This is a genomic window from Lederbergia wuyishanensis (assembly GCF_022900255.1).
GTDB lineage: Bacteria > Bacillota > Bacilli > Bacillales > Bacillaceae_C > Lederbergia > Lederbergia wuyishanensis.
In genome coordinates, this window is record NZ_JALIRM010000010.1 from 96368 (window position 1) to 113800 (window position 17433).

Genomic DNA, 17433 nt, shown 5'->3' on the forward strand with positions numbered 1-17433 from the left:
AAAATTTCTTTTACGAATATGTTTTAAGTGTGAGGTAATGAGTAGAATTCGGGTATTTATCGCTTTTTGTAAACCCAAATGAAGTGTAAAATGCATCAGCTTGTGGTGTACTGTTTAATACTATTATTTGAAAATGATTCTTTGCTTCGGAAATTAACATTTTTAATAAGAGCGTCCCTACTCCATTTCTACGACAATCTTCGGTTACATAAAATCTCCTCAAACGACCAATATGTGGATTGTTAGAAAAAGGATCAATGTTAATTCCCCCAACAGCAATCAGCACACCATCCTGTCTGTATACACCATATAAAGCTTCACCAGGCATGTTGAAAGTATTGGACCCGTCGCTATAATTACTTACTAATTTTTGAAGAAAACGAAAACCAGCTTTTTTACTTTCTTCTACCAGTGGGTATATATTTTCATTCATTACGTTATTTATTCGTTTGACTTCATACCCTTTCATCCCTTACCTCCTTGCAACAGAAATCAACACTCATTCAACTTTTATATAAAATATCGACATGTCCGTTTCTATTTCCAATGACCATCGTATCTGTCATATTAACGAAAAGCCCATTCTCTACAACGCCAGGAATCATATTTAATGTATGATTAAGATTCTCGGCATCATATATTTCCCCAAAATCACAATCCAATATATAGTTGCCATTATCCGTAATAAAAGGAAGATTATTATTAAGTCGTAATTTAGGTTCACAACCTAAAGACTTTATTTGTCTGCACGTCATTTCCCAGCCAAATTGTGTGACTTCAACGGGTAATGGAAATTTCCCCAAATTCGCTACATATTTCGTCTCGTCCATCACAACGATCATTCGTTTCGAAATAGATGCTACCATTTTTTCTCGTAATAAGGCTCCTCCGCCACCTTTTATAAGCTCAAAATCCGGATTAGCCTCATCTGCTCCATCTACAGTCAAATCTATTTGATCAATTGAAGACAAGCCTACTAATGGTATCCCCAACTCGTTGGCAAGCTGTTCAGTTTGTCTAGATGTAGGAACTCCTTTAATATTAAGTCCTTGTTTGACAAGTTCACCTAGCTTTAATATTGACCAATGAACAGTAGAACCCGTTCCGAGACCTACTATCATATCGTTTTCGATGAATTCAATTGCTTTTTCACCAGCTAGCTTTTTAGCATCCATGTCAACACCCACCTGAAATTTAATAAGTTATAACTTTAATTGTAATTATATCTCTTCCTATTTAAAAAAATAATCCCAGTTGTCAGGGGGATATGAGTTGTAAAAAATCGGAACTACAATTGTTTACTGGGATGCTTCGATAAAATCAACTTTCTTAATTTGTTCGTCATTTGCGGGGAAGTATGATAAACAGAATCGTCCATCATATACATGAAGGTACTTTTTTCATTTTCCTTACCCAACCAAAAATGCAGGGCATGAACAGGTAAGTCTCCTTCATTCGATTTATATTCCACCATTACATCATACTCCGGTTCTGCCAAGTCAACCTTACCAGACTTCTTAACCGCTGATGTAATGGCTTTTTCGAATATATCCAAAGACTGTTTATCTTTGAAAGATATTAGAATGTCTTCATTCATATCTCCTATTCCCATTGAATTTGAGATATGTACGACTGCTATTTTTTCATCTAAAAGAGACATTGTTTCTGTAGGGCGAAATTGGCAGCCTATTAATAGTAGTAAACATATTACTGGTGCAACCCACATTAATACTTTCAAGATGCTCCTCCTAGTAAAATAATATAGATTTCTATCCGGATCCAGATGAGCTAGATGCATCTCCTAGTCTCATGAGCATATTTTTAAAATCCTCAACATTTTCAAAGCTAGCAATTGGAATTTTGCTTTCTTTCAAAATCCTTACAAATGTTTCTTCTGCTTTGTTCGCTGCAAGTGCAAAACTAGAGAGATTATCTGGATCGTAATAATCGATAAAATTTAATTCTGGGTTATGAATCCCAGTTTGTTCTTGAACATAATTAAGCTCAGTTTGAAGATTAGTTGCCGCTAAAAAAGCACTAAAAGCGTCTCCTTTTTCACAAGAAAAGCGGATTTTATTCCAATGAGACAATAGTTCCTCGTAAAGTCCCTTAAAATGGAACATTGATACAGGTGGTATAATCTCATTCTTTATTGTTTTAAAAAATGAGTCCACACAATGTATTAAATCGAAACAAGTTTTTTGAATTTGTTCATATTCCTTTGCAGCAACCACTTCGTGAATAACTTCCATGAATCCTTTAGGTAATCGATTCAGCAAAGAAAGTTCTTTAAGCAATTGTTTTTCACCAAAGTGTAGAAAAGTATGGTTCAAAAGACAAAGTGTATTACTAATTTCAATTACTATATCCCCAGCTGCAGAAAGATTATTACTGATAAATAGCTCAGCATAGTGTCGTTTTGCATTTATAAGGTGTTGATGAGCTTTTTCAATAAGTTTAGGGGTGAGAGGTCCATTTTGAATACTTGCGATTTGTTTTATTAATTTTTCATAGCGCTCCTTATCTTCTTCAGATGCATAATAAACAAGGCGGGAATTGACTAGTATAGACACTCTCATATCATCAAAATTCGCAAAACTTTCAAGGCGTTCCCAGTTTACACCCCAAAGATCGTTACCGCTACCTTTGAGAATGAATGTTGTTGCTAGATTCCAGCCCCGCTCAGTTTTAGGAACAAAGATCATATCTAAATCAGAATTTTCATTTGCAGTACCATTAACAACTGAACCATATATAAAAAGTAGACTTATATCATTTGAATATTTAGTTTTAATTACATCCATTATTGATTCGAGTAGTTCACTGTGGTGTCTTTCCATGTTAACACTCCCTACAATTTAAAAATCAATCAAAGAAAAGGTAAATCCAAATCTGGAATACCATTCATTTCACATTATCGATGTCCACTAACTCCACACTAAACGCATGCACATATCCATACACAACTTTATCTAAAATCATACAATTTTAGAAAACCTTTATATCTAGACGAACCGTTTTATTTTCTTAAGTACCTACCTTTTAGTAGCATTTTTTAATATAAAATGTAAATTCTACATAATTAAGCCCAATACCTTTAAATAAATCCATTTACAATTAAAACCACGTATTATATAATTAGTTAGGTTAACTAACCATTTAAAGGAGGATTTTCTTGTACTCTATTTTTTCCAAAATTAAATTACTATATAAGCCTTATACGCAGCAAATACTAAAAGTGCTTGAGCCGCATGAGCTAACGGAATTGCAATGGGGCTTGCTTCGTTATTTACAAGAAGATGGACCAACTACTTTTTCTGAGATCGCCGAGTATTGGCAGGTAGAAAAACCATCTGTTACACCAGTAGGCCAAAAACTGATAGACCTCGGTCTTATTGAAGTTCGTCCCGGAAAAGATAAACGGCAAAAGGTCATGCATATAACGGAAGCAGGACAATTGAAATATAGAGAATGTAAAGCTTCGGTTGATTTGTATCAATCGAAATTATTGGAAGGAGTATCTGAGCAACAAATAAAAGTTGTAAACGAGGTTTTAGAGCAACTAACGCGCAACGTAAAGAAAAGAGGATTACTTTGAATAAAGAAAAATTATGGACAAAGGAGTTTATCGCTGTTTCAACGATCAACTTTTTAGCAACATTGATGTTCTACCTGTTAATGGTGACCATTGCGACCTACGCTAAAAGTGAGTTTCATGTATCGACGAGTACAGCGGGTCTAGTATCCAGTATTTTTATTATTGGCTCGCTTCTTGGCCGACTTGGCGCTGGCCGTTATATTAGTGATATTGGGACAAAAAAAGTGTTTTGGACCGGCTTGATTTTACTTACTGTTGCCTCGATTTTTTACTTCGGTATTTTTAATACGACAACCTTACTTCTTAACCGTTTATTCCACGGTATTTCATTTGGTTTAATGGGAACGGCGGCAGGTACAATTATTGCTCAAGTATTACCGGCGGAACGTAGAGGTGAAGGGATTGGGTACTATAGTCTAAGTACAATATTAGCCACAGCGATCGGACCGTTCTTTGGAATTTTACTCATGAAGCTAGATAACGGTTTTACGATTATGTATATGATCAATGTTATTTTCTCTATCGGAAGTATGATCTTTTTAGCCCTTGTAAAAATAAAAATGACAGAGCCATCAAAAGAGAAGAGTATTGTGGAAAAAGGGCCACTCCTCACGCGTTTTATTGAACCAAAAGCAGCACCAATTTCACTTGTGGCGCTTGTAATTGGCTTTAGCTATTCTGGCGTTATGTCATTCTTGTCTTTTTACGCAGAAGAAATCCATCTCGTAGCAGCAGCAAGCTATTTCTTCCTAGTCTACGCTCTTGTTATTATTTTCACCCGTCCAATAACCGGTAAATTAATGGATACACGTGGAGCTAATATCATTGTATACCCATGTTTCGCGATTTTCGCAGTTGGGATGTTCCTGTTTAGCGAAGCTTCAGCTGGCTGGATGCTTTTATTGGCAAGTGCATGTATCGGTTTAGGCTATGGAAACTTCAACTCAATCGCACAAGCAATTGCGATTAAAGTAACAGAGCCACACCGTTTCGGTTTAGCTACATCGACTTATTTCATTTTATATGATTTAGGTCTCGGCTTGGGACCATATATTTTAGGATTTATCGAACCTTATTCAGGTTACCGCGCCATCTTCTTTTCGATGGTGATTGTGATTCTGCTTTGTTATCCAATGTATTATTTCGCTTATGGGAAAAAAGCTAAGTCTTTCCAATAGGCCATTTTTTGTTAGATGGAATTTTGATCTATGAACTTGATTGATTTATAAGTTTTAGAACTTTTGTTAATATATTGAAATTGTTAATATATAAAAAGATAAACGGCGGAAAAGTCACATTATTTATTATTGGGTTTTTTGAAATGGAGTGGGAGAATGTTTCCGATATTAGAAACAGAGAGGCTTAGATTGCGAAAAATTATAAGCACGGATGCTCAAGCAATTTTTGATTGTTTTTCTAATAATGACGTAATCCGTTATTACGGACAAGATACCTTAACAAGCTTAGAGCAAGCTGAACAGTTTGTTGAGTTTTTCGCAAAAAACTACGAAGAAAAACGTGGGATTCGATGGGGAATTGAATTAAGAGAAAAAGAAGGACTTATCGGAACCATTGGGTTTAATGTTTGGTCTCCTAAGCACAAAAGAGCTGAGATAGGTTACGAACTTCATCCTTATTATTGGGGAAAAGGCTACGCAACGGAGGCTATCTCCAAAGTAATATCATACGGTTTTAATGAACTTGATTTGACACGCATAGGAGCAGTTGTTTTTATCGAAAACAAACCATCTAATGAGTTACTTAAAAAGCTGGGCTTTAAAAAAGAAGGTATTTTAAGAAATTATATGTATCAAAACGGCATTCCTCATGATACCAACGTTTACTCATTAATAAAATCACATTAAATATAAAGAGTTAGCACTATGACGCTCAGAAGCCTGAGCGTTTTTATCATTATTTAGTGAAATAGTTATCGATTCTCCATACTAAATTGAACCCCAAAAAAAGTTTTTTAATCTTTAAATAATCAATTACTGGTTCATTTTATATTATTAGAGGTGTTCTACATTCGTGGTACTAGGTGTCCCTTTTCTTATAGGTTAAGATTATCACAAAAGTTTAGAAATCATTAAAAACACTAAACGTATCAATCATTAAAAGAGCAATAGTAAACCAATGTATGGAAAGCATCATTAAGAGCCAATGCTTAACAAAGCTGTGATTGTTTTTAGAAAGTTTAAGGGCAATCAGTGTAAGAATAGTACCCCATAAGGTTGTCGAAAGTAGAAATAAAAAAGGATATGTCACAAGAATGGCATCAAGAAACCATAGGAAAAATCCACTTGCGCCACCAACAAGATGTCCTAAGATGATTAACAATCCAAGCAATACATGAGTAATATAAATGCTTCTAATTATTTATTCATCCCTCTCCATTAGCAATTATTCACCGTTCCTTTTAAAAGCAAAGTATATAAAAATGATTCCGACTAATAAAAACAGCGGAATAAAAAGGTTATCTAGCAAGGATGGAGGAGGTGGTGAAGTAGGAAACGATCCTGTATGTGTGAGTGCCGACCAATGAACAATTGAAATTACACGTTCGACTGAGTACATCAAACCACTTGCCAAGATAAATAATGCACCCAAAATCAAACTTGTTCTTCTTTCCATAAGCCTATTTCCTCCTTTTTTTTGAATCACTTTATAATTTCAGTCATTTGCTTCTTAATTAAAAACTACTGAATAAGTACTACCTTTTGTTGCATCTCCTTTATTTCTTTTTTCATGAATTCGCGTTGAGAAACTTCAACTTTTGAGAGATATAGATAAATACTATGGTACTGATTCCTTACCACATTCCCATATGTACCATACATTTTATCATATTTATCCGTCTTTTGTTTTAATATTTTGAAAATTTAAAGGGTATTTCCATTTTTTGAAGAAATAGTATAGTTCATAAATAATTATTAACATTTAAAAAAAGGATGGTACCTATGCAAGGTATTTTAGTAGTTTTAATGCTACCTGGTATTATTTTTATTTTTTCGATTGTTGGTTTTTTATTACTAAAAAAGTGGTATGTGACTCCTATAATAATTTTTATTATTCTTTCATTATTGGCTACTACTATTGTTAAAGGTACACTTTTCATCTATGTGATATTCTTTACCGCACTTTCAATTGTCGTAAGTCTTGTTATGAAGTTAAATATACATAAAAAGTAGTCAAAGTACTTTTATTAATGAGGAAACCTTCTCTTTTTTTGGTCATATAAATAAGCATGTGAAGGTGTTCCCTTCCATGATAATTTGTAAAATGTAATTATTTTACTTTTTCACATTGCTCTTTCTTATAGTGCATGTTAAGATGAACTCAACTTTAATTGAACGGAGGGTTTCAAGTGGCAACTATTAGACTTCGATTCCAAACTTTGAACAGATAATTGAATATGTTCAAAGCTCTGCTACTTGTGCAGGGTTTTACGGGATTGGTCTGCCTATCTAGGAAACCTCATTTTTATAATGTTAATAAAAGATGAAGGGGAGGTACAATTCTCTCCTTTTTTGTTGTCTAAATTTTTGGGATTACGTTTCGAAGATTCCTCCATTGCGACCTTTCATTTCCCTTTCGAAATGTTTTTTGACGCATTCTTTCCCGTTTACCTAAGCATGTAGAGCACTTGTGTTTCTAATTGTAAAAAATTGGAGGGAATCCATATGGAAAGAAAAGCAATTGTTGTTGGTGTCAATCGGAACAAGACTACCGAAAGTTTCAAATATTCCATGGAGGAATTATGTAATTTAGCTCAAGCTTGTGATGTCTTAGTGTTGGGAGAAGTCACACAAAATTTAAACCACTTTGATAAAACCTATTATATTGGAAGTGGCAAAGTCGAAGAGTTGCTTGAATTGATTGCGGTAACAGAAGCAAATATCGTCATTTTTGATGATGAGCTCTCCCCTTCTCAAATTCGTAATTTGGAATCTAAGCTGGATTGTGAAGTCATCGACAGGACCACGCTTATTCTAGAGATTTTTGCGAGTAGGGCTAGAACGAAAGAGGCCCAGCTCCAAGTTGAAATTGCCCGATTGAACTATACTCTCCCAAGATTAATAGGAAGTCGTGAATCATTAGGACGACAAGGTGGAGGTTCTGGACTAAAAAATAGAGGAACCGGAGAAACGAAACTCGAACTTGACCGCCGAAAAATTGAAATTAAGATTGCTGCCTTAACAAAAGAACTTGAACAATTGGTTGAAAGGCGAAAAATACAAAGAAAACAGCGAGATAAAAACGAAATTCCTGTTGTTTCATTAGTTGGTTATACGAATGCAGGCAAATCAACTCTAATGAATGCCATGCTAAATAATGCCGGGATGGAAAAATACGTTTTTGAAAAAGATATGTTATTTGCCACATTAGAAACATCCGTGAGAAAAATTAACTTGGCCAATAACAAGGAATTTTTATTAACGGATACCGTAGGTTTTATTAATAAACTACCGCATCATCTAGTAAAAGCATTCCGCTCGACTCTTGAAGAGGTAACAGAAGCTGATTTGCTTGTTCATGTCATTGATTACTCCAATCCACATCATGAAGAACAGAAGCAGCTGACAAATAAAGTATTAAAGGATATTGGCGTTGAAAATATCCCTATCATTTATGCCTATAATAAAGCTGATCTTATTGATGGACCTTTTCTAATGCAAGAAAACAGTTTTTACTTGTCCGCAAAAACAGGTGAAGGTGTTGAAGAATGTATAGAGCTCATTAGTCAACACATTTTCAATGACTATATTTCATGTGAATTTCTCATACCGTACACTGATGGCACAGTGATTTCTTACTTTAATGAACATAGCCAGATTATTTCTACTGAGTATGAGGAAGACGGAACAAAGCTGATTGTGGAATGTAAAAAAGCAGATGCGGAAAAATACCAACAATATATACAAATTGTTCTATAGAAACAGAAATTGAGCTGTCAAGAATCCTTGGCAGCTTTCTTTGATAATCCGGGCAAAAATTCCTTAGAATTTGAATTATTCATTAATTTTTAACCATGCAAGAGCTCTTTGTTCAAGACCTTTCACATATTTCTCTTTACCAAGGCTATAACCTTCAATATCTTTAGGAAACTCCGTAGCTAGTTGCTCTTTTAATTTTCCATACTCTATTAATACATGTTTATGTGGTCTTAAATAATCTCGCACTGCTAAATGGCGTTCAATTTCAAATGTATTATTACATTGAAAAATATGCACTTGATGTGTTCTATTTTCTCCCCCTTTTCGGAAATACCTTCTTCCCTTCATCCCAAATTCACCAAGTGGCTCATATCCAATCTCAATCATTTTCCGATTATATTGATCAACAACTTCAATATTTTTAACGACAGGCATAATATCGATGATAGGTTTAGCTTTCAAATTAGGTACTGCCGTACTACCAATGTGATGAATTTCAACAATTTCATCTTCTAGAATTTCATGTATCTTGCAAGCTTCTTTTTTAAATAACTCTGGCCAGTTTTCATCATAGTTGGTCACAACTATATTCATTGCACGACTCACCATTTCTCTTCACCACACTTTATATCTTTTTACTAATCTAATACTTTTGGACCGGAATTCGGACAATAATCACAATATGGATAAGCAAATATAAACGGAAGTATTCCTAATAACGTAACAACTAATCCAAATACTCCCATTATTAGTGAAAGGTTTTCAAGGCAACCATCCTTTTGTACACTTTTGGTAATTACAACCAATCCAATGTTAACATACATATAATTACTATCAATTAAGATCTTCTTTCTTTCAAAAAAGCGTACCACTTATGATGACTTTTTTACTTCGATTAGTCATTTAGCCCCTTCTTCTCTAAATAATGAAGCACTCTTTAATTACGATTGACTTTGATGCTTTATTTTCCTTTTATCCGCAATATTAAAAATCAATCTAATTAAAGGCGGAACTGCAAAGAAAATAAAGAAGGTCCTAAACAGCTGGTAGCCGGATACAAAAGATAAATCGGCATTGATTGCGTGTGCAATTACTCCCATTTGATCCATTCCCCCTGGAGCCAAGCTTAGTAAGGCTGTTGCGTTAGAAATAGGTTGTAGTTTCGTTAGCAAAATACTTAAACCAATCGCCCCAAAAACAAGCATAAATCCACTCCCAAGTGCAAGACCGAAAGTTTTTATTTTCCTAGGAATCTGATTAGGAGTTAGCATTAGTCCAACATAAGTGCCCAGCATTAGCTGAGCAGCATTAATGATGGGAGAAGGTAATTGTGGTCCCTCTATGCCATAAGCTTGTAAAATCGCTGTTCCAATAGCTGGGCCAATCAAATAAGCGGTTGGAAATTTAATTTTCGAACCAAGAAGGGCGAAGAGGATACATATTACTGTAAATATAAGGATGTTGGGAAACAATTGATTCCAGCTCGCAATGGATAAATCCCGAACTACATTGGTAGTAGTTGAGGTCCCAACACTACCAGAATCAGCAAACATCGGCACCAGCACAAGCAACGGCATTACAATGATGATAATCATTACACGGATAACTTGAGTAATCGTAACAATAGCCAAGTTAATGCCCTTCGTCTCTTCAGCCAACATTATTATTTGTGAGAGTCCCCCTGGAATACTTGCCAATAATAACGTCCTATAATCACTATCAGATAGCTTGGACACGAGATAAGCAATTCCCGCACAAAAAAATAACAGTAATACAGTCATCAAAAACATATAAGGCAACTGCAACACCATTTCATGCAAAGCTGTTGTTGTCATCGAAAGTCCAATCGTATACCCAACAATAATCATTCCAGAATTTCGAATAGATCTTGGCCAAACAAATTTGCGTTTTGTTATGTTCGCACTAATTAGCACCACAATCATGGGTCCGAGGAGCCACGGGACTGGAATATGGAGGAAACTAAATAAGACGCCACCAATAATTGCGATTATTAGGGTAATAGATATTTGTTTAAATGTATTTTTCATAGTATAAAACCTTCTGAATTCATTTGTTCTTATTGTAAATTTTTGTTTAAAACATTGTCAAAGAATCAAAATATCGTAAATAAGTCAAAGTATATGAAATAAATTCCTATATATGGTAATGTTTTATTAAAACCGAGAGGAGCGATGAAAGATGAGTGTTTCTATTCCTAAGATTTCACTTAATGATGGCTTTTCTTTACCAGTGATAGGCTTAGGTACATACAGTCTGAGAGGAAATGCTGGGGTCAACGCCATTAAACATGCCATTGATATCGGATATCGCCTAATTGATTCTGCCTACAACTATGAAAATGAAGGAACTGTTGGAGAGGCGATTCGAAGGAGTTCCATTCCGAGAGATCAATTAATCGTTACATCTAAGCTACCTGGACGCTATCATTCTTATGAAAAAGCTGTTTTAGCCATACAAGAATCGCTATATCGTGCAAATCTAGATTATTATGATTTATATCTCATTCACTGGCCAAATCCTAAACAAGACTTATATTTGGAAGCTTGGCAAGCCTTAATTGATGCGCAAAAATGGGGTCTCATTCGCTCGATCGGGGTTTCAAATTTCTTACCAGAGCATCTTGAGCGTTTAGAAAAGGAAACTGGTGTTATGCCAAGTGTGAACCAAATAGAATTGCATCCGTTTTTTAATCAAGAACAACAAAGAAGATGGCATAAAGAGAATCATATAGTGACAGAATCATGGAGTCCACTGGCGAGGGCAAATGCCATCCTAGAAAATGAAACGATCAAAAAAATTGCTGAACAGCATAATAAATCTGTTTCACAGATTGTCTTACGCTGGCATTATCAATTAGGTGCGGTATCCATTCCTAAATCAGGTTCTCCTTCACGTCAACTGGAAAACCTATCAATTTTTGATTTTTCGTTAAATGAAAATGAAATGAATAGGATATCAGAACTAACTCGGCCTAATGGAAGAATGAACAATCAAGATCCAGCTAAATATGAAGAATTCTGATAATAGAAAGAGCGCGTCATATAATGATGCGCTCTAAATTTACTTTTTTAGCATTAAGTATTATCTGAAGGCAACAATTCTTCTCGGTGCATTCATCCTCTTAGTACCCTATACTCTCTAAATTATTTACTCCTACAAAACTCAACCACTTCTCTATACGATAAATCTCCTCCAAAAATATCTAATGAACTCCCAATTGTAATATCTAAATTCCCATTAGAAATTTGGTAAAACGTTTCTAAATCCTTTATTGAACTTACTCCACCTGCATATGTAGTCGGAATTGAAACCCATTTTGATAATTGTTCTACTAAATCCTCTTGTATTCCTGAGCGCTTTCCTTCTACATCTACTGCATGGATTAAAAATTCATCACAATATTTTTCTAGTTCCCTAATTGTTGAACTATTGACCTCTAAATTACTATATTGGGTCCATTTGTTTGTGACTACAAACCACTTCCCATTCTTTTTCTTACAACTAAGGTCTATTACCAACTTATCTTTTCCAACTGTCTCAACGATTCTATTCAATCTATCTTTCTTAAGTTCACCATTTTCAAATATGTAGGAAGTAACAATTACATGTGAGGCTCCATTTTCTAGATAGAAGTTTGCATTGTCCGATGTAATCCCCCCACCAATCTGTAAACCTTCAGGATATTCATTTAATGCTTGTATAGCCGAATCTTTGTTACCATCACCAAGCATAATCACATGTCCACCTGTTAAACCGTCATTTTTAAACATTGAAGCATAAAAGGCCGACCCATGTTCTGATACAAAATTTTCAGTAACTAAATCATTATCCAACCGAAGTGTGTCCCCAACAATTTGTTTAACTTTTCCTTGATGTATGTCTATACATGGTCTAAATTTCAACTTAATCAATTCCTTCATAAAATAATGTTCTCTTTATTATATAGGAAAAATTCCTATAACCTATCTAGCACCCTGGCATCGATGTAAGTTTTATTTTTTCAATATTCCTAAATATTCCACCCAAGGACCAACGTCTTCTTTGTATCTCTTCGCCATTACTCGTACAATTTGGGCAATATGGGTTAAGTCATGAGTAACCCATGTTGCAATTAATTCTCTTACCCTTACGACTCCAAATTCAGGATGAGAACCCGTTAATTCCAAGTGTAACTCAGGTTCAATAAATGATTCTAGCTTTTCTATATTTTGCATACGAATCGTTTTAAACTCAAGCAGTTTTTCTTCTATCGACTTCTTCTCGCTATCATTTAGGTGAGAAAAACGATCGAAAGGAGGAAATGGTTTGCTTTCACCTTCTTGAAGCATGAACTCCAGCCTTGGGATCCAATTCGTTTTCTCTCCTTCAATAAGATGCTCAATTACTTCTGTTGCATTCCAAGTTCCTTCACCTTCGTTGCATTCCAACCAGCCATTTGATAAACCCGATAAAAAAAATTCTAATGTTGTCGGTGTGCGTTCTAAGACTTCAATCGCTTCATTTAGATTAAAGTTCATATCGAATCTCCTTGTCTCTTTAGGATTGTCATTATCTTCTCAATATACTTTTTCCGAACGACGGGATTTTTGTAATGACTAATCCCATTAATATATTTTGATTTCTGGGGATACGGTAACCTATTAAAAACTTCGTATGCCTCTTGATTGAGCTCAAATGCTTCGTTAAAGTCATTTGGTATTTTTAGCTCAATCTGCTTGTCTTCATAAATACCATCCTTAAACAGCTCCATGTAGTGGGTAATCTTTCCTTCAGGTGTGTAACTTTCTAGCACTCCGAACTCTGGATCATAATAGGTACCATTATAATAAATAACACTATGATGATAAGCAGGAAATTTAACCAATAACACGCAAAGAGGAGGAAGATCTTTTATATCTACAACTGAACGCCAGCTAATATAATCAATTTTATACTTTTTCAACGCTTTATAAAAATGAGATGTCCCCGAACCTCGCATTCCTTTCATTACTGAAACAGCTTCTTCTATTGGAATCTGTGCAATCATAGCCAAGCACGCTTCATCACATGCTGAGAAATCTGGTTGAGGTACATAAGCTATAGTAAATTTACTCATTTTCCCTCCTATTTAGTGACCTGAATATCAATTCTTGTGATTCAATTCCTTCAATAACTCAATGATTTCTTTTCTTTGCTCATTTGCTTCTTTCATTTTTAATTCAAGTGACCAGCAACTTATCGTGATTACAATGACTAGGATTAATATAATGAATTCCAATAATAAACACCTACTCTTAATTATTACTTAATATCATTCTTTTTTGATACAACAATCTCCTTTAAAAACTACAAAAGTAAAAAGAATCTAGACCTCTGTATAGTTTATTGAACTTATCATTACAGCAATACAGAAACAGATTCATAGAGTGGATTGTATTTTTCCAAATGTCACCACTAGAATAATAGAATAAAAGGCAGTAATATATAGTAAGTGTTTTTTACGAGAAAAACGACTATATTTTTAACTATATATGACCTGTATAACCTCAAGAATATGGCTTGGGGGTATCTACCGGGAACCTTAAAAATCCTGACTACAGAAAATGAATAACTCATTTTTTGTAGTCAGGATTTTTTGTTTTTTGAAAAACATCGAGCCTATTCTTTATCTATAGAAAGGATGAGATTCACACCATGAATTTAAAAGTTTTTATATTAGCATTATGTACAATCGCGGCTGGATTGGTTGAATTGATTATAGGTGGGATATTACCTACAATAGCCGACGATTTTAATATTACGTTAGGGACTGCCGGTCAACTTATTACAGTGTTCGCACTTATTTATGCTATTGCGGGACCTGTTTTACTTATGTTAACTAGTAAAATTGAACGCAAGAAATTATACCTTGCATCTCTATTTGTTTTCATTATTGGTAATATCATGACATACTTCAGTCAGAGCTTTATTTTTATGATGAGCGCAAGAGTCTTAACAGCGATTAGTACAGCACTGATCGTTGTGCTATCGTTAACGATTGCCGCAAAAATTGCAGCCCCTACTCATCAGGCAAAAGCAGTAGGACTTATTTATATGGGAATTAGTTCTGCACTTGTATTAGGAGTCCCATTAGGAATCTTAATTTCTAACGCATTTGGATGGCGTGTAATATTCCTTGGTATCGCCGTATTGGCACTCATATCAATGGCATTAATTTCAATCTTTTTGGAGCGTATCCCTGGTGAAAAAACAATTCCACTTTCACAACAATTAAAAGCTGTGGCTAGCGCAAAAATAAGTAGCGCCCATCTTGCTACATTGTTTATGCTAGCGGGGCATTATACGCTATATGCCTATTTCACACCATTTTTAGAAACAAATCTTCATTTAAATTCCTATTGGATTAGTATCTGCTATTTCGTATTTGGAATTGCTGCTATTAGTGGTGGAGCTTTCGGAGGAATTCTTTCGGATTGGATTGGAGCTCCTAAGAGTATACTCATCGTAATTGGCGCATTTGCTATCGTACTAGCCATTTTGCCCTTCACGACTTTTTCACTTTTCTTATTCATTCCAATCATGATGGTTTGGGGTGCATTAAGTTGGAGTCTATCACCACCGCAACAAAGCTATTTGATTCAAACGGATCCAGCAACATCTGACATTCAGCAAAGCTTCAATAATTCTGCCTTGCAAATCGGGATTTCATTGGGTTCAGCGATTGGCGGCGTTGTATTGAATCACACAGGTTCAGTTTCCGGTACAGCATGGGTTGGTTGTGTTGTTGTTATTATCTCCCTATTGTGTGCTTATTTTTCTTTAACAAGACCAGCTATAAATAGAAATGAAAAGCCAGAAGCCTCATCTCTTTTTAAGAATACAGTTCAATAAGGGACATTTCCGTTGGGATAAGGAAAAGGTTTGCTCCAATCATATTGACCTAAAGCAAGGAATATTTTAGTTAGTTGAATAAGAAACAGTCTGTATACTTTATAAAGGGACTGTTTCTTTTTATTTAGTTTCTAATATGTCCTTATTTTTTATTCCCACAGCTAACAAAATATAAATCCGTCTACACATAAAGAACCATCCCCCTAATTGATTATTTTATGCAAATAAAGGTTCTTATTCAAACTACCTATTTAAGTCCTATGATTAAAATAGTTGGGAAGATGATTTTTTCACAGAACTTCGTCCTCATTCTAAAAAAGTTGTTTATTATAGCTAAGATTGCATTTTTCCTATCTAATCAAACGTTTAATTAGCTGCAAAGAGCATGAGTTTTTTATAAATGGGGCGCTATGTCACCCGCTCTGTTTTAATCAAACGTTTAATTAATAGTTATTGTTCCTATATCTTTGCTATGATACAAGGCGTTGAACAGGAATTGATGATCTTTTTATACGGGAATGTCAAACAATCGGAATTTGATGTTCATTATACAGAAATATAAGCTTCGATCAGGACTAGAAATCGATATGCGTACCAAATACAATCTCATGATAAAAAAACGTCATTCCAGCGCAAACACTGAATGACGGTTACCTTTTTTATACATATATTGGCCCTGCCCAGTGATTTTTTAGACTCACTTAAAAATCTGGTTATTCAAATGATGTTCCATATGGTCGAGATAATCTTGTATTAACCATTCCAAGGTTCTAAGTTGGTTATTACCTATATCGCATTGCAACGTTAGTTGATCTTGAGATATTTTACTAATAACATTGATTATTTTTTTATTTAAGCCAACCCATAGATTCATTACTTCCTCAATTGGTATATCACGATATCCCTGTAAATCTACCCATTGATCTTGATTATATGGGACAAGGACCAAAGGCTGATCTTCATATTGAATTCTAATAAACCTTTCAAGATTATTAATAGCTGAGTCACATAAATGTCCTAGTATCTCTTTTTTGGACCATTTATGGGGCAAAGGTCGTTCTGATATTTCGATTTCAGTAAACCGACTGAATCCTTCCGGAACTTTTACTAGCCAGGCGTTTAGCTCATTAATGACGTTCTGCATTTTCTTCCATCTCCTATCGTAGATATGTATCCGCACGTTCCAAGTTAAAAAGACTGCTTTCTTCTAAAAATTGATAAAGAATCTGTACATGTCCACTACCTACAATAAAAAGAATTCGGTCATCAGGGGAGGTTGCTAATCGTGCTAAATTTGAAAAAAGGATTAAGTTTCGTTGGTACCACCAAATGAGCCAATCAATCCCAACATAATCATCAATCTCTCCAATACGTGCCATATTAATATACATTTCATGATGTTTCTTCACTTCTATTGGATCATTACATGCTCGGTATAGATCGAGAATGGTAGGTGCAACACCTTCTGTTTCATCTTGACTCGCCGCTTCCAGCCATCCATAAATAGATTGAAATAATTCAGGTTGATTTTCCTTAGCCCATTCATACACTTCTCCAGCACTTCTCGTTCCTGCACCTTTTTCCATCCAATCTATGGCATATATTTTTTCATGATTTAGTTCATTCGCAATTCGAAATCCAAGTTGGTAAATTTCGTTTACTTGCAGTTCAAAGTCTCCATTTTTATATCTTCTATACTCCTCATTTAGTTCGTTTTCCCTTTTTGTCACTCTTTCCAATGCTAATTTAGTAGGCTTATATTGTTTAATACGGTCTACGACATCTCGAATTTCTTGTTGTCTTTTTAAAGTCAATAAATCGTCTAAAGTAGACTGATACAGGTCTGAACTTGGTGCCATATGAAATGTACCAAATATTAAAACGGTAGGCTTTGTATTCAACCTTTCCATCCCAATTTCCTCCTTATATTTTCCTATATCGATAGGTTCTATTTAAAGGATAGGATTTCCTCTTTTTAGTATTAACTTGTAGGTTCAACTAGGATTC

Annotated in this window: 22 protein-coding genes and 1 riboswitch; of the genes, 8 read left to right on the forward strand and 14 right to left on the reverse strand. The window is 34.8% G+C overall.

Features of this window, described 5'->3' with window-relative positions; genetic code table 11:
* Positions 1 to 10: 10 nt before the first annotated feature.
* From MT489_RS14165 to MT489_RS14180, 4 genes are all read right to left on the reverse strand, one after another.
* Positions 11 to 469 (reverse strand): GNAT family N-acetyltransferase, encoded by a 459-nt coding sequence (locus MT489_RS14165; protein WP_244682214.1) that lies wholly within the window; start codon positions 467 to 469, stop codon positions 11 to 13.
* 34 nt (positions 470 to 503) lie between these two features.
* On the reverse strand, positions 504 to 1175 hold the full coding sequence (gene rpiA, locus MT489_RS14170; protein ID WP_244682215.1) for a ribose-5-phosphate isomerase RpiA: 672 nt from the start codon (positions 1173 to 1175) through the stop codon (positions 504 to 506).
* Between the two features lie 113 nt (positions 1176 to 1288).
* Positions 1289 to 1738, reverse strand: a complete 450-nt coding sequence (locus tag MT489_RS14175) for a YhfM domain-containing protein (RefSeq protein WP_244682216.1) — start codon at positions 1736 to 1738, stop codon at positions 1289 to 1291.
* A 31-nt stretch (positions 1739 to 1769) separates the two neighbouring features.
* Positions 1770 to 2840 (reverse strand): nucleotidyltransferase domain-containing protein, encoded by a 1071-nt coding sequence (locus MT489_RS14180; RefSeq protein ID WP_244682217.1) that lies wholly within the window; start codon positions 2838 to 2840, stop codon positions 1770 to 1772.
* A gap of 335 nt (positions 2841 to 3175) precedes the next feature.
* Between MT489_RS14180 and MT489_RS14185 the strand changes: the two genes are divergently transcribed.
* The 3 genes from MT489_RS14185 to MT489_RS14195 all read left to right on the forward strand — a co-directional run bounded on the left by MT489_RS14185 (position 3176) and on the right by MT489_RS14195 (position 5463).
* Positions 3176 to 3598, forward strand: coding sequence for a MarR family winged helix-turn-helix transcriptional regulator (locus tag MT489_RS14185; protein WP_244682218.1), 423 nt, complete (start codon positions 3176 to 3178; stop codon positions 3596 to 3598).
* Positions 3595 to 4776 carry an MFS transporter gene (locus MT489_RS14190; RefSeq protein ID WP_244682219.1) on the forward strand — a complete coding sequence of 394 codons (1182 nt, stop codon included), beginning with the start codon at positions 3595 to 3597 and terminating at the stop codon, positions 4774 to 4776. The genes MT489_RS14185 and MT489_RS14190 overlap by 4 nt, the downstream gene beginning before the upstream one ends.
* 156 nt (positions 4777 to 4932) lie before the next feature.
* Entirely contained in the window at positions 4933 to 5463 is a 531-nt protein-coding gene (locus MT489_RS14195; RefSeq protein ID WP_244682220.1) for a GNAT family N-acetyltransferase, read from the forward strand.
* 214 nt (positions 5464 to 5677) lie between these two features.
* On the opposite strand, the gene MT489_RS14200 is transcribed toward MT489_RS14195, so the two are convergent.
* Positions 5678 to 5938, reverse strand: a complete 261-nt coding sequence (locus MT489_RS14200) for a hypothetical protein (RefSeq protein WP_244682221.1) — start codon at positions 5936 to 5938, stop codon at positions 5678 to 5680.
* Positions 5939 to 6001: 63 nt separating this feature from the next.
* On the reverse strand, positions 6002 to 6232 hold the full coding sequence (locus MT489_RS14205) for a hypothetical protein (RefSeq protein ID WP_244682222.1): 231 nt from the start codon (positions 6230 to 6232) through the stop codon (positions 6002 to 6004).
* A gap of 326 nt (positions 6233 to 6558) precedes the next feature.
* On the opposite strand from MT489_RS14205, the gene MT489_RS14210 reads away from it, so the two are divergent.
* Positions 6559 to 6789 (forward strand): DUF2651 family protein, encoded by a 231-nt coding sequence (locus tag MT489_RS14210; protein ID WP_244682223.1) that lies wholly within the window; start codon positions 6559 to 6561, stop codon positions 6787 to 6789.
* A gap of 492 nt (positions 6790 to 7281) precedes the next feature.
* A complete protein-coding gene (gene hflX / locus MT489_RS14215) occupies positions 7282 to 8535 on the forward strand; it encodes a GTPase HflX (protein ID WP_244682224.1) in 1254 nt (417 codons plus the stop codon).
* 75 nt (positions 8536 to 8610) lie between these two features.
* On the opposite strand, the gene MT489_RS14220 is transcribed toward hflX, so the two are convergent.
* The gene (locus MT489_RS14220; RefSeq protein ID WP_244682225.1) at positions 8611 to 9129 is read right to left on the reverse strand and encodes a GrpB family protein; all 519 of its coding nucleotides are present in this window, start codon (positions 9127 to 9129) and stop codon (positions 8611 to 8613) included.
* 347 nt (positions 9130 to 9476) lie between these two features.
* Positions 9477 to 10583, reverse strand: a complete 1107-nt coding sequence (locus MT489_RS14225; protein ID WP_244682226.1) for an AbrB family transcriptional regulator — start codon at positions 10581 to 10583, stop codon at positions 9477 to 9479.
* Between the two features lie 151 nt (positions 10584 to 10734).
* Between MT489_RS14225 and MT489_RS14230 the strand changes: the two genes are divergently transcribed.
* Positions 10735 to 11577 carry an aldo/keto reductase gene (locus MT489_RS14230; RefSeq protein ID WP_244682227.1) on the forward strand — a complete coding sequence of 281 codons (843 nt, stop codon included), beginning with the start codon at positions 10735 to 10737 and terminating at the stop codon, positions 11575 to 11577.
* A gap of 122 nt (positions 11578 to 11699) precedes the next feature.
* Here MT489_RS14230 and hisA read toward each other — a convergent pair whose 3' ends face one another.
* The 4 genes from hisA to MT489_RS22180 form a co-directional block, all read right to left on the reverse strand.
* Positions 11700 to 12458, reverse strand: a complete 759-nt coding sequence (hisA, locus tag MT489_RS14235) for a phosphoribosylformimino-5-aminoimidazole carboxamide ribotide isomerase (RefSeq protein WP_244682345.1) — start codon at positions 12456 to 12458, stop codon at positions 11700 to 11702.
* A gap of 90 nt (positions 12459 to 12548) precedes the next feature.
* Positions 12549 to 13073, reverse strand: a complete 525-nt coding sequence (locus tag MT489_RS14240; protein ID WP_244682228.1) for a DinB family protein — start codon at positions 13071 to 13073, stop codon at positions 12549 to 12551.
* Complete coding sequence (locus MT489_RS14245) at positions 13070 to 13651, reverse strand: YdeI/OmpD-associated family protein (protein ID WP_244682229.1); 582 nt, start codon at positions 13649 to 13651, stop codon at positions 13070 to 13072. Before MT489_RS14245 ends, MT489_RS14240 begins: the two co-directional genes overlap by 4 nt.
* Positions 13652 to 13678: 27 nt before the next feature.
* Positions 13679 to 13813, reverse strand: a complete 135-nt coding sequence (locus MT489_RS22180) for a hypothetical protein (RefSeq protein WP_280518632.1) — start codon at positions 13811 to 13813, stop codon at positions 13679 to 13681.
* A 238-nt stretch (positions 13814 to 14051) separates the two neighbouring features.
* A riboswitch (purine riboswitch) is annotated at positions 14052 to 14152 on the forward strand.
* 77 nt (positions 14153 to 14229) lie between these two features.
* Here MT489_RS22180 and MT489_RS14250 point away from each other — a divergent pair.
* Both MT489_RS14250 and MT489_RS14255 read left to right on the forward strand, forming a co-directional pair.
* Positions 14230 to 15426 carry an MFS transporter gene (locus MT489_RS14250; protein ID WP_244682230.1) on the forward strand — a complete coding sequence of 399 codons (1197 nt, stop codon included), beginning with the start codon at positions 14230 to 14232 and terminating at the stop codon, positions 15424 to 15426.
* Positions 15427 to 15826: 400 nt separating this feature from the next.
* Positions 15827 to 15988: a hypothetical protein gene (locus MT489_RS14255; protein ID WP_244682231.1), complete on the forward strand. Its 162-nt coding sequence runs from the start codon at positions 15827 to 15829 to the stop codon at positions 15986 to 15988.
* 135 nt (positions 15989 to 16123) lie between these two features.
* On the opposite strand, the gene MT489_RS14260 is transcribed toward MT489_RS14255, so the two are convergent.
* Together MT489_RS14260 and MT489_RS14265 are read right to left on the reverse strand one after the other, a co-directional pair.
* On the reverse strand, positions 16124 to 16570 hold the full coding sequence (locus tag MT489_RS14260; RefSeq protein WP_244682232.1) for a DinB family protein: 447 nt from the start codon (positions 16568 to 16570) through the stop codon (positions 16124 to 16126).
* Positions 16571 to 16583: 13 nt separating this feature from the next.
* Positions 16584 to 17336: a DUF5694 domain-containing protein gene (locus MT489_RS14265; protein WP_244682233.1), complete on the reverse strand. Its 753-nt coding sequence runs from the start codon at positions 17334 to 17336 to the stop codon at positions 16584 to 16586.
* Positions 17337 to 17433 lie beyond the last annotated feature (97 nt).

Excerpts from the sequence above, each read along its gene's own strand:
- MT489_RS14255 (WP_244682231.1), top strand. The coding sequence starts at position 15,827 with ATGGGGCGCTATGTCACCCGCTCTGTTTTAATCAAACGTTTAATTAAT.
- MT489_RS14265 (WP_244682233.1), bottom strand. The coding sequence starts at position 17,336 with ATGGAAAGGTTGAATACAAAGCCTACCGTTTTAATATTTGGTACATTT.
- MT489_RS14240 (WP_244682228.1), bottom strand. The coding sequence starts at position 13,073 with ATGAACTTTAATCTAAATGAAGCGATTGAAGTCTTAGAACGCACACCG.
- MT489_RS14220 (WP_244682225.1), bottom strand. The coding sequence starts at position 9,129 with ATGAATATAGTTGTGACCAACTATGATGAAAACTGGCCAGAGTTATTT.
- MT489_RS14230 (WP_244682227.1), top strand. The coding sequence starts at position 10,735 with ATGAGTGTTTCTATTCCTAAGATTTCACTTAATGATGGCTTTTCTTTA.
- MT489_RS14245 (WP_244682229.1), bottom strand. The coding sequence starts at position 13,651 with ATGAGTAAATTTACTATAGCTTATGTACCTCAACCAGATTTCTCAGCA.
- MT489_RS14210 (WP_244682223.1), top strand. The coding sequence starts at position 6,559 with ATGCAAGGTATTTTAGTAGTTTTAATGCTACCTGGTATTATTTTTATT.
- MT489_RS14180 (WP_244682217.1), bottom strand. The coding sequence starts at position 2,840 with ATGGAAAGACACCACAGTGAACTACTCGAATCAATAATGGATGTAATT.
- MT489_RS14225 (WP_244682226.1), bottom strand. The coding sequence starts at position 10,583 with ATGAAAAATACATTTAAACAAATATCTATTACCCTAATAATCGCAATT.
- MT489_RS14260 (WP_244682232.1), bottom strand. The coding sequence starts at position 16,570 with ATGCAGAACGTCATTAATGAGCTAAACGCCTGGCTAGTAAAAGTTCCG.
- MT489_RS14165 (WP_244682214.1), bottom strand. The coding sequence starts at position 469 with ATGAAAGGGTATGAAGTCAAACGAATAAATAACGTAATGAATGAAAAT.
- MT489_RS14250 (WP_244682230.1), top strand. The coding sequence starts at position 14,230 with ATGAATTTAAAAGTTTTTATATTAGCATTATGTACAATCGCGGCTGGA.
- MT489_RS14205 (WP_244682222.1), bottom strand. The coding sequence starts at position 6,232 with ATGGAAAGAAGAACAAGTTTGATTTTGGGTGCATTATTTATCTTGGCA.
- rpiA (WP_244682215.1), bottom strand. The coding sequence starts at position 1,175 with ATGGATGCTAAAAAGCTAGCTGGTGAAAAAGCAATTGAATTCATCGAA.
- MT489_RS14195 (WP_244682220.1), top strand. The coding sequence starts at position 4,933 with ATGTTTCCGATATTAGAAACAGAGAGGCTTAGATTGCGAAAAATTATA.
- hflX (WP_244682224.1), top strand. The coding sequence starts at position 7,282 with ATGGAAAGAAAAGCAATTGTTGTTGGTGTCAATCGGAACAAGACTACC.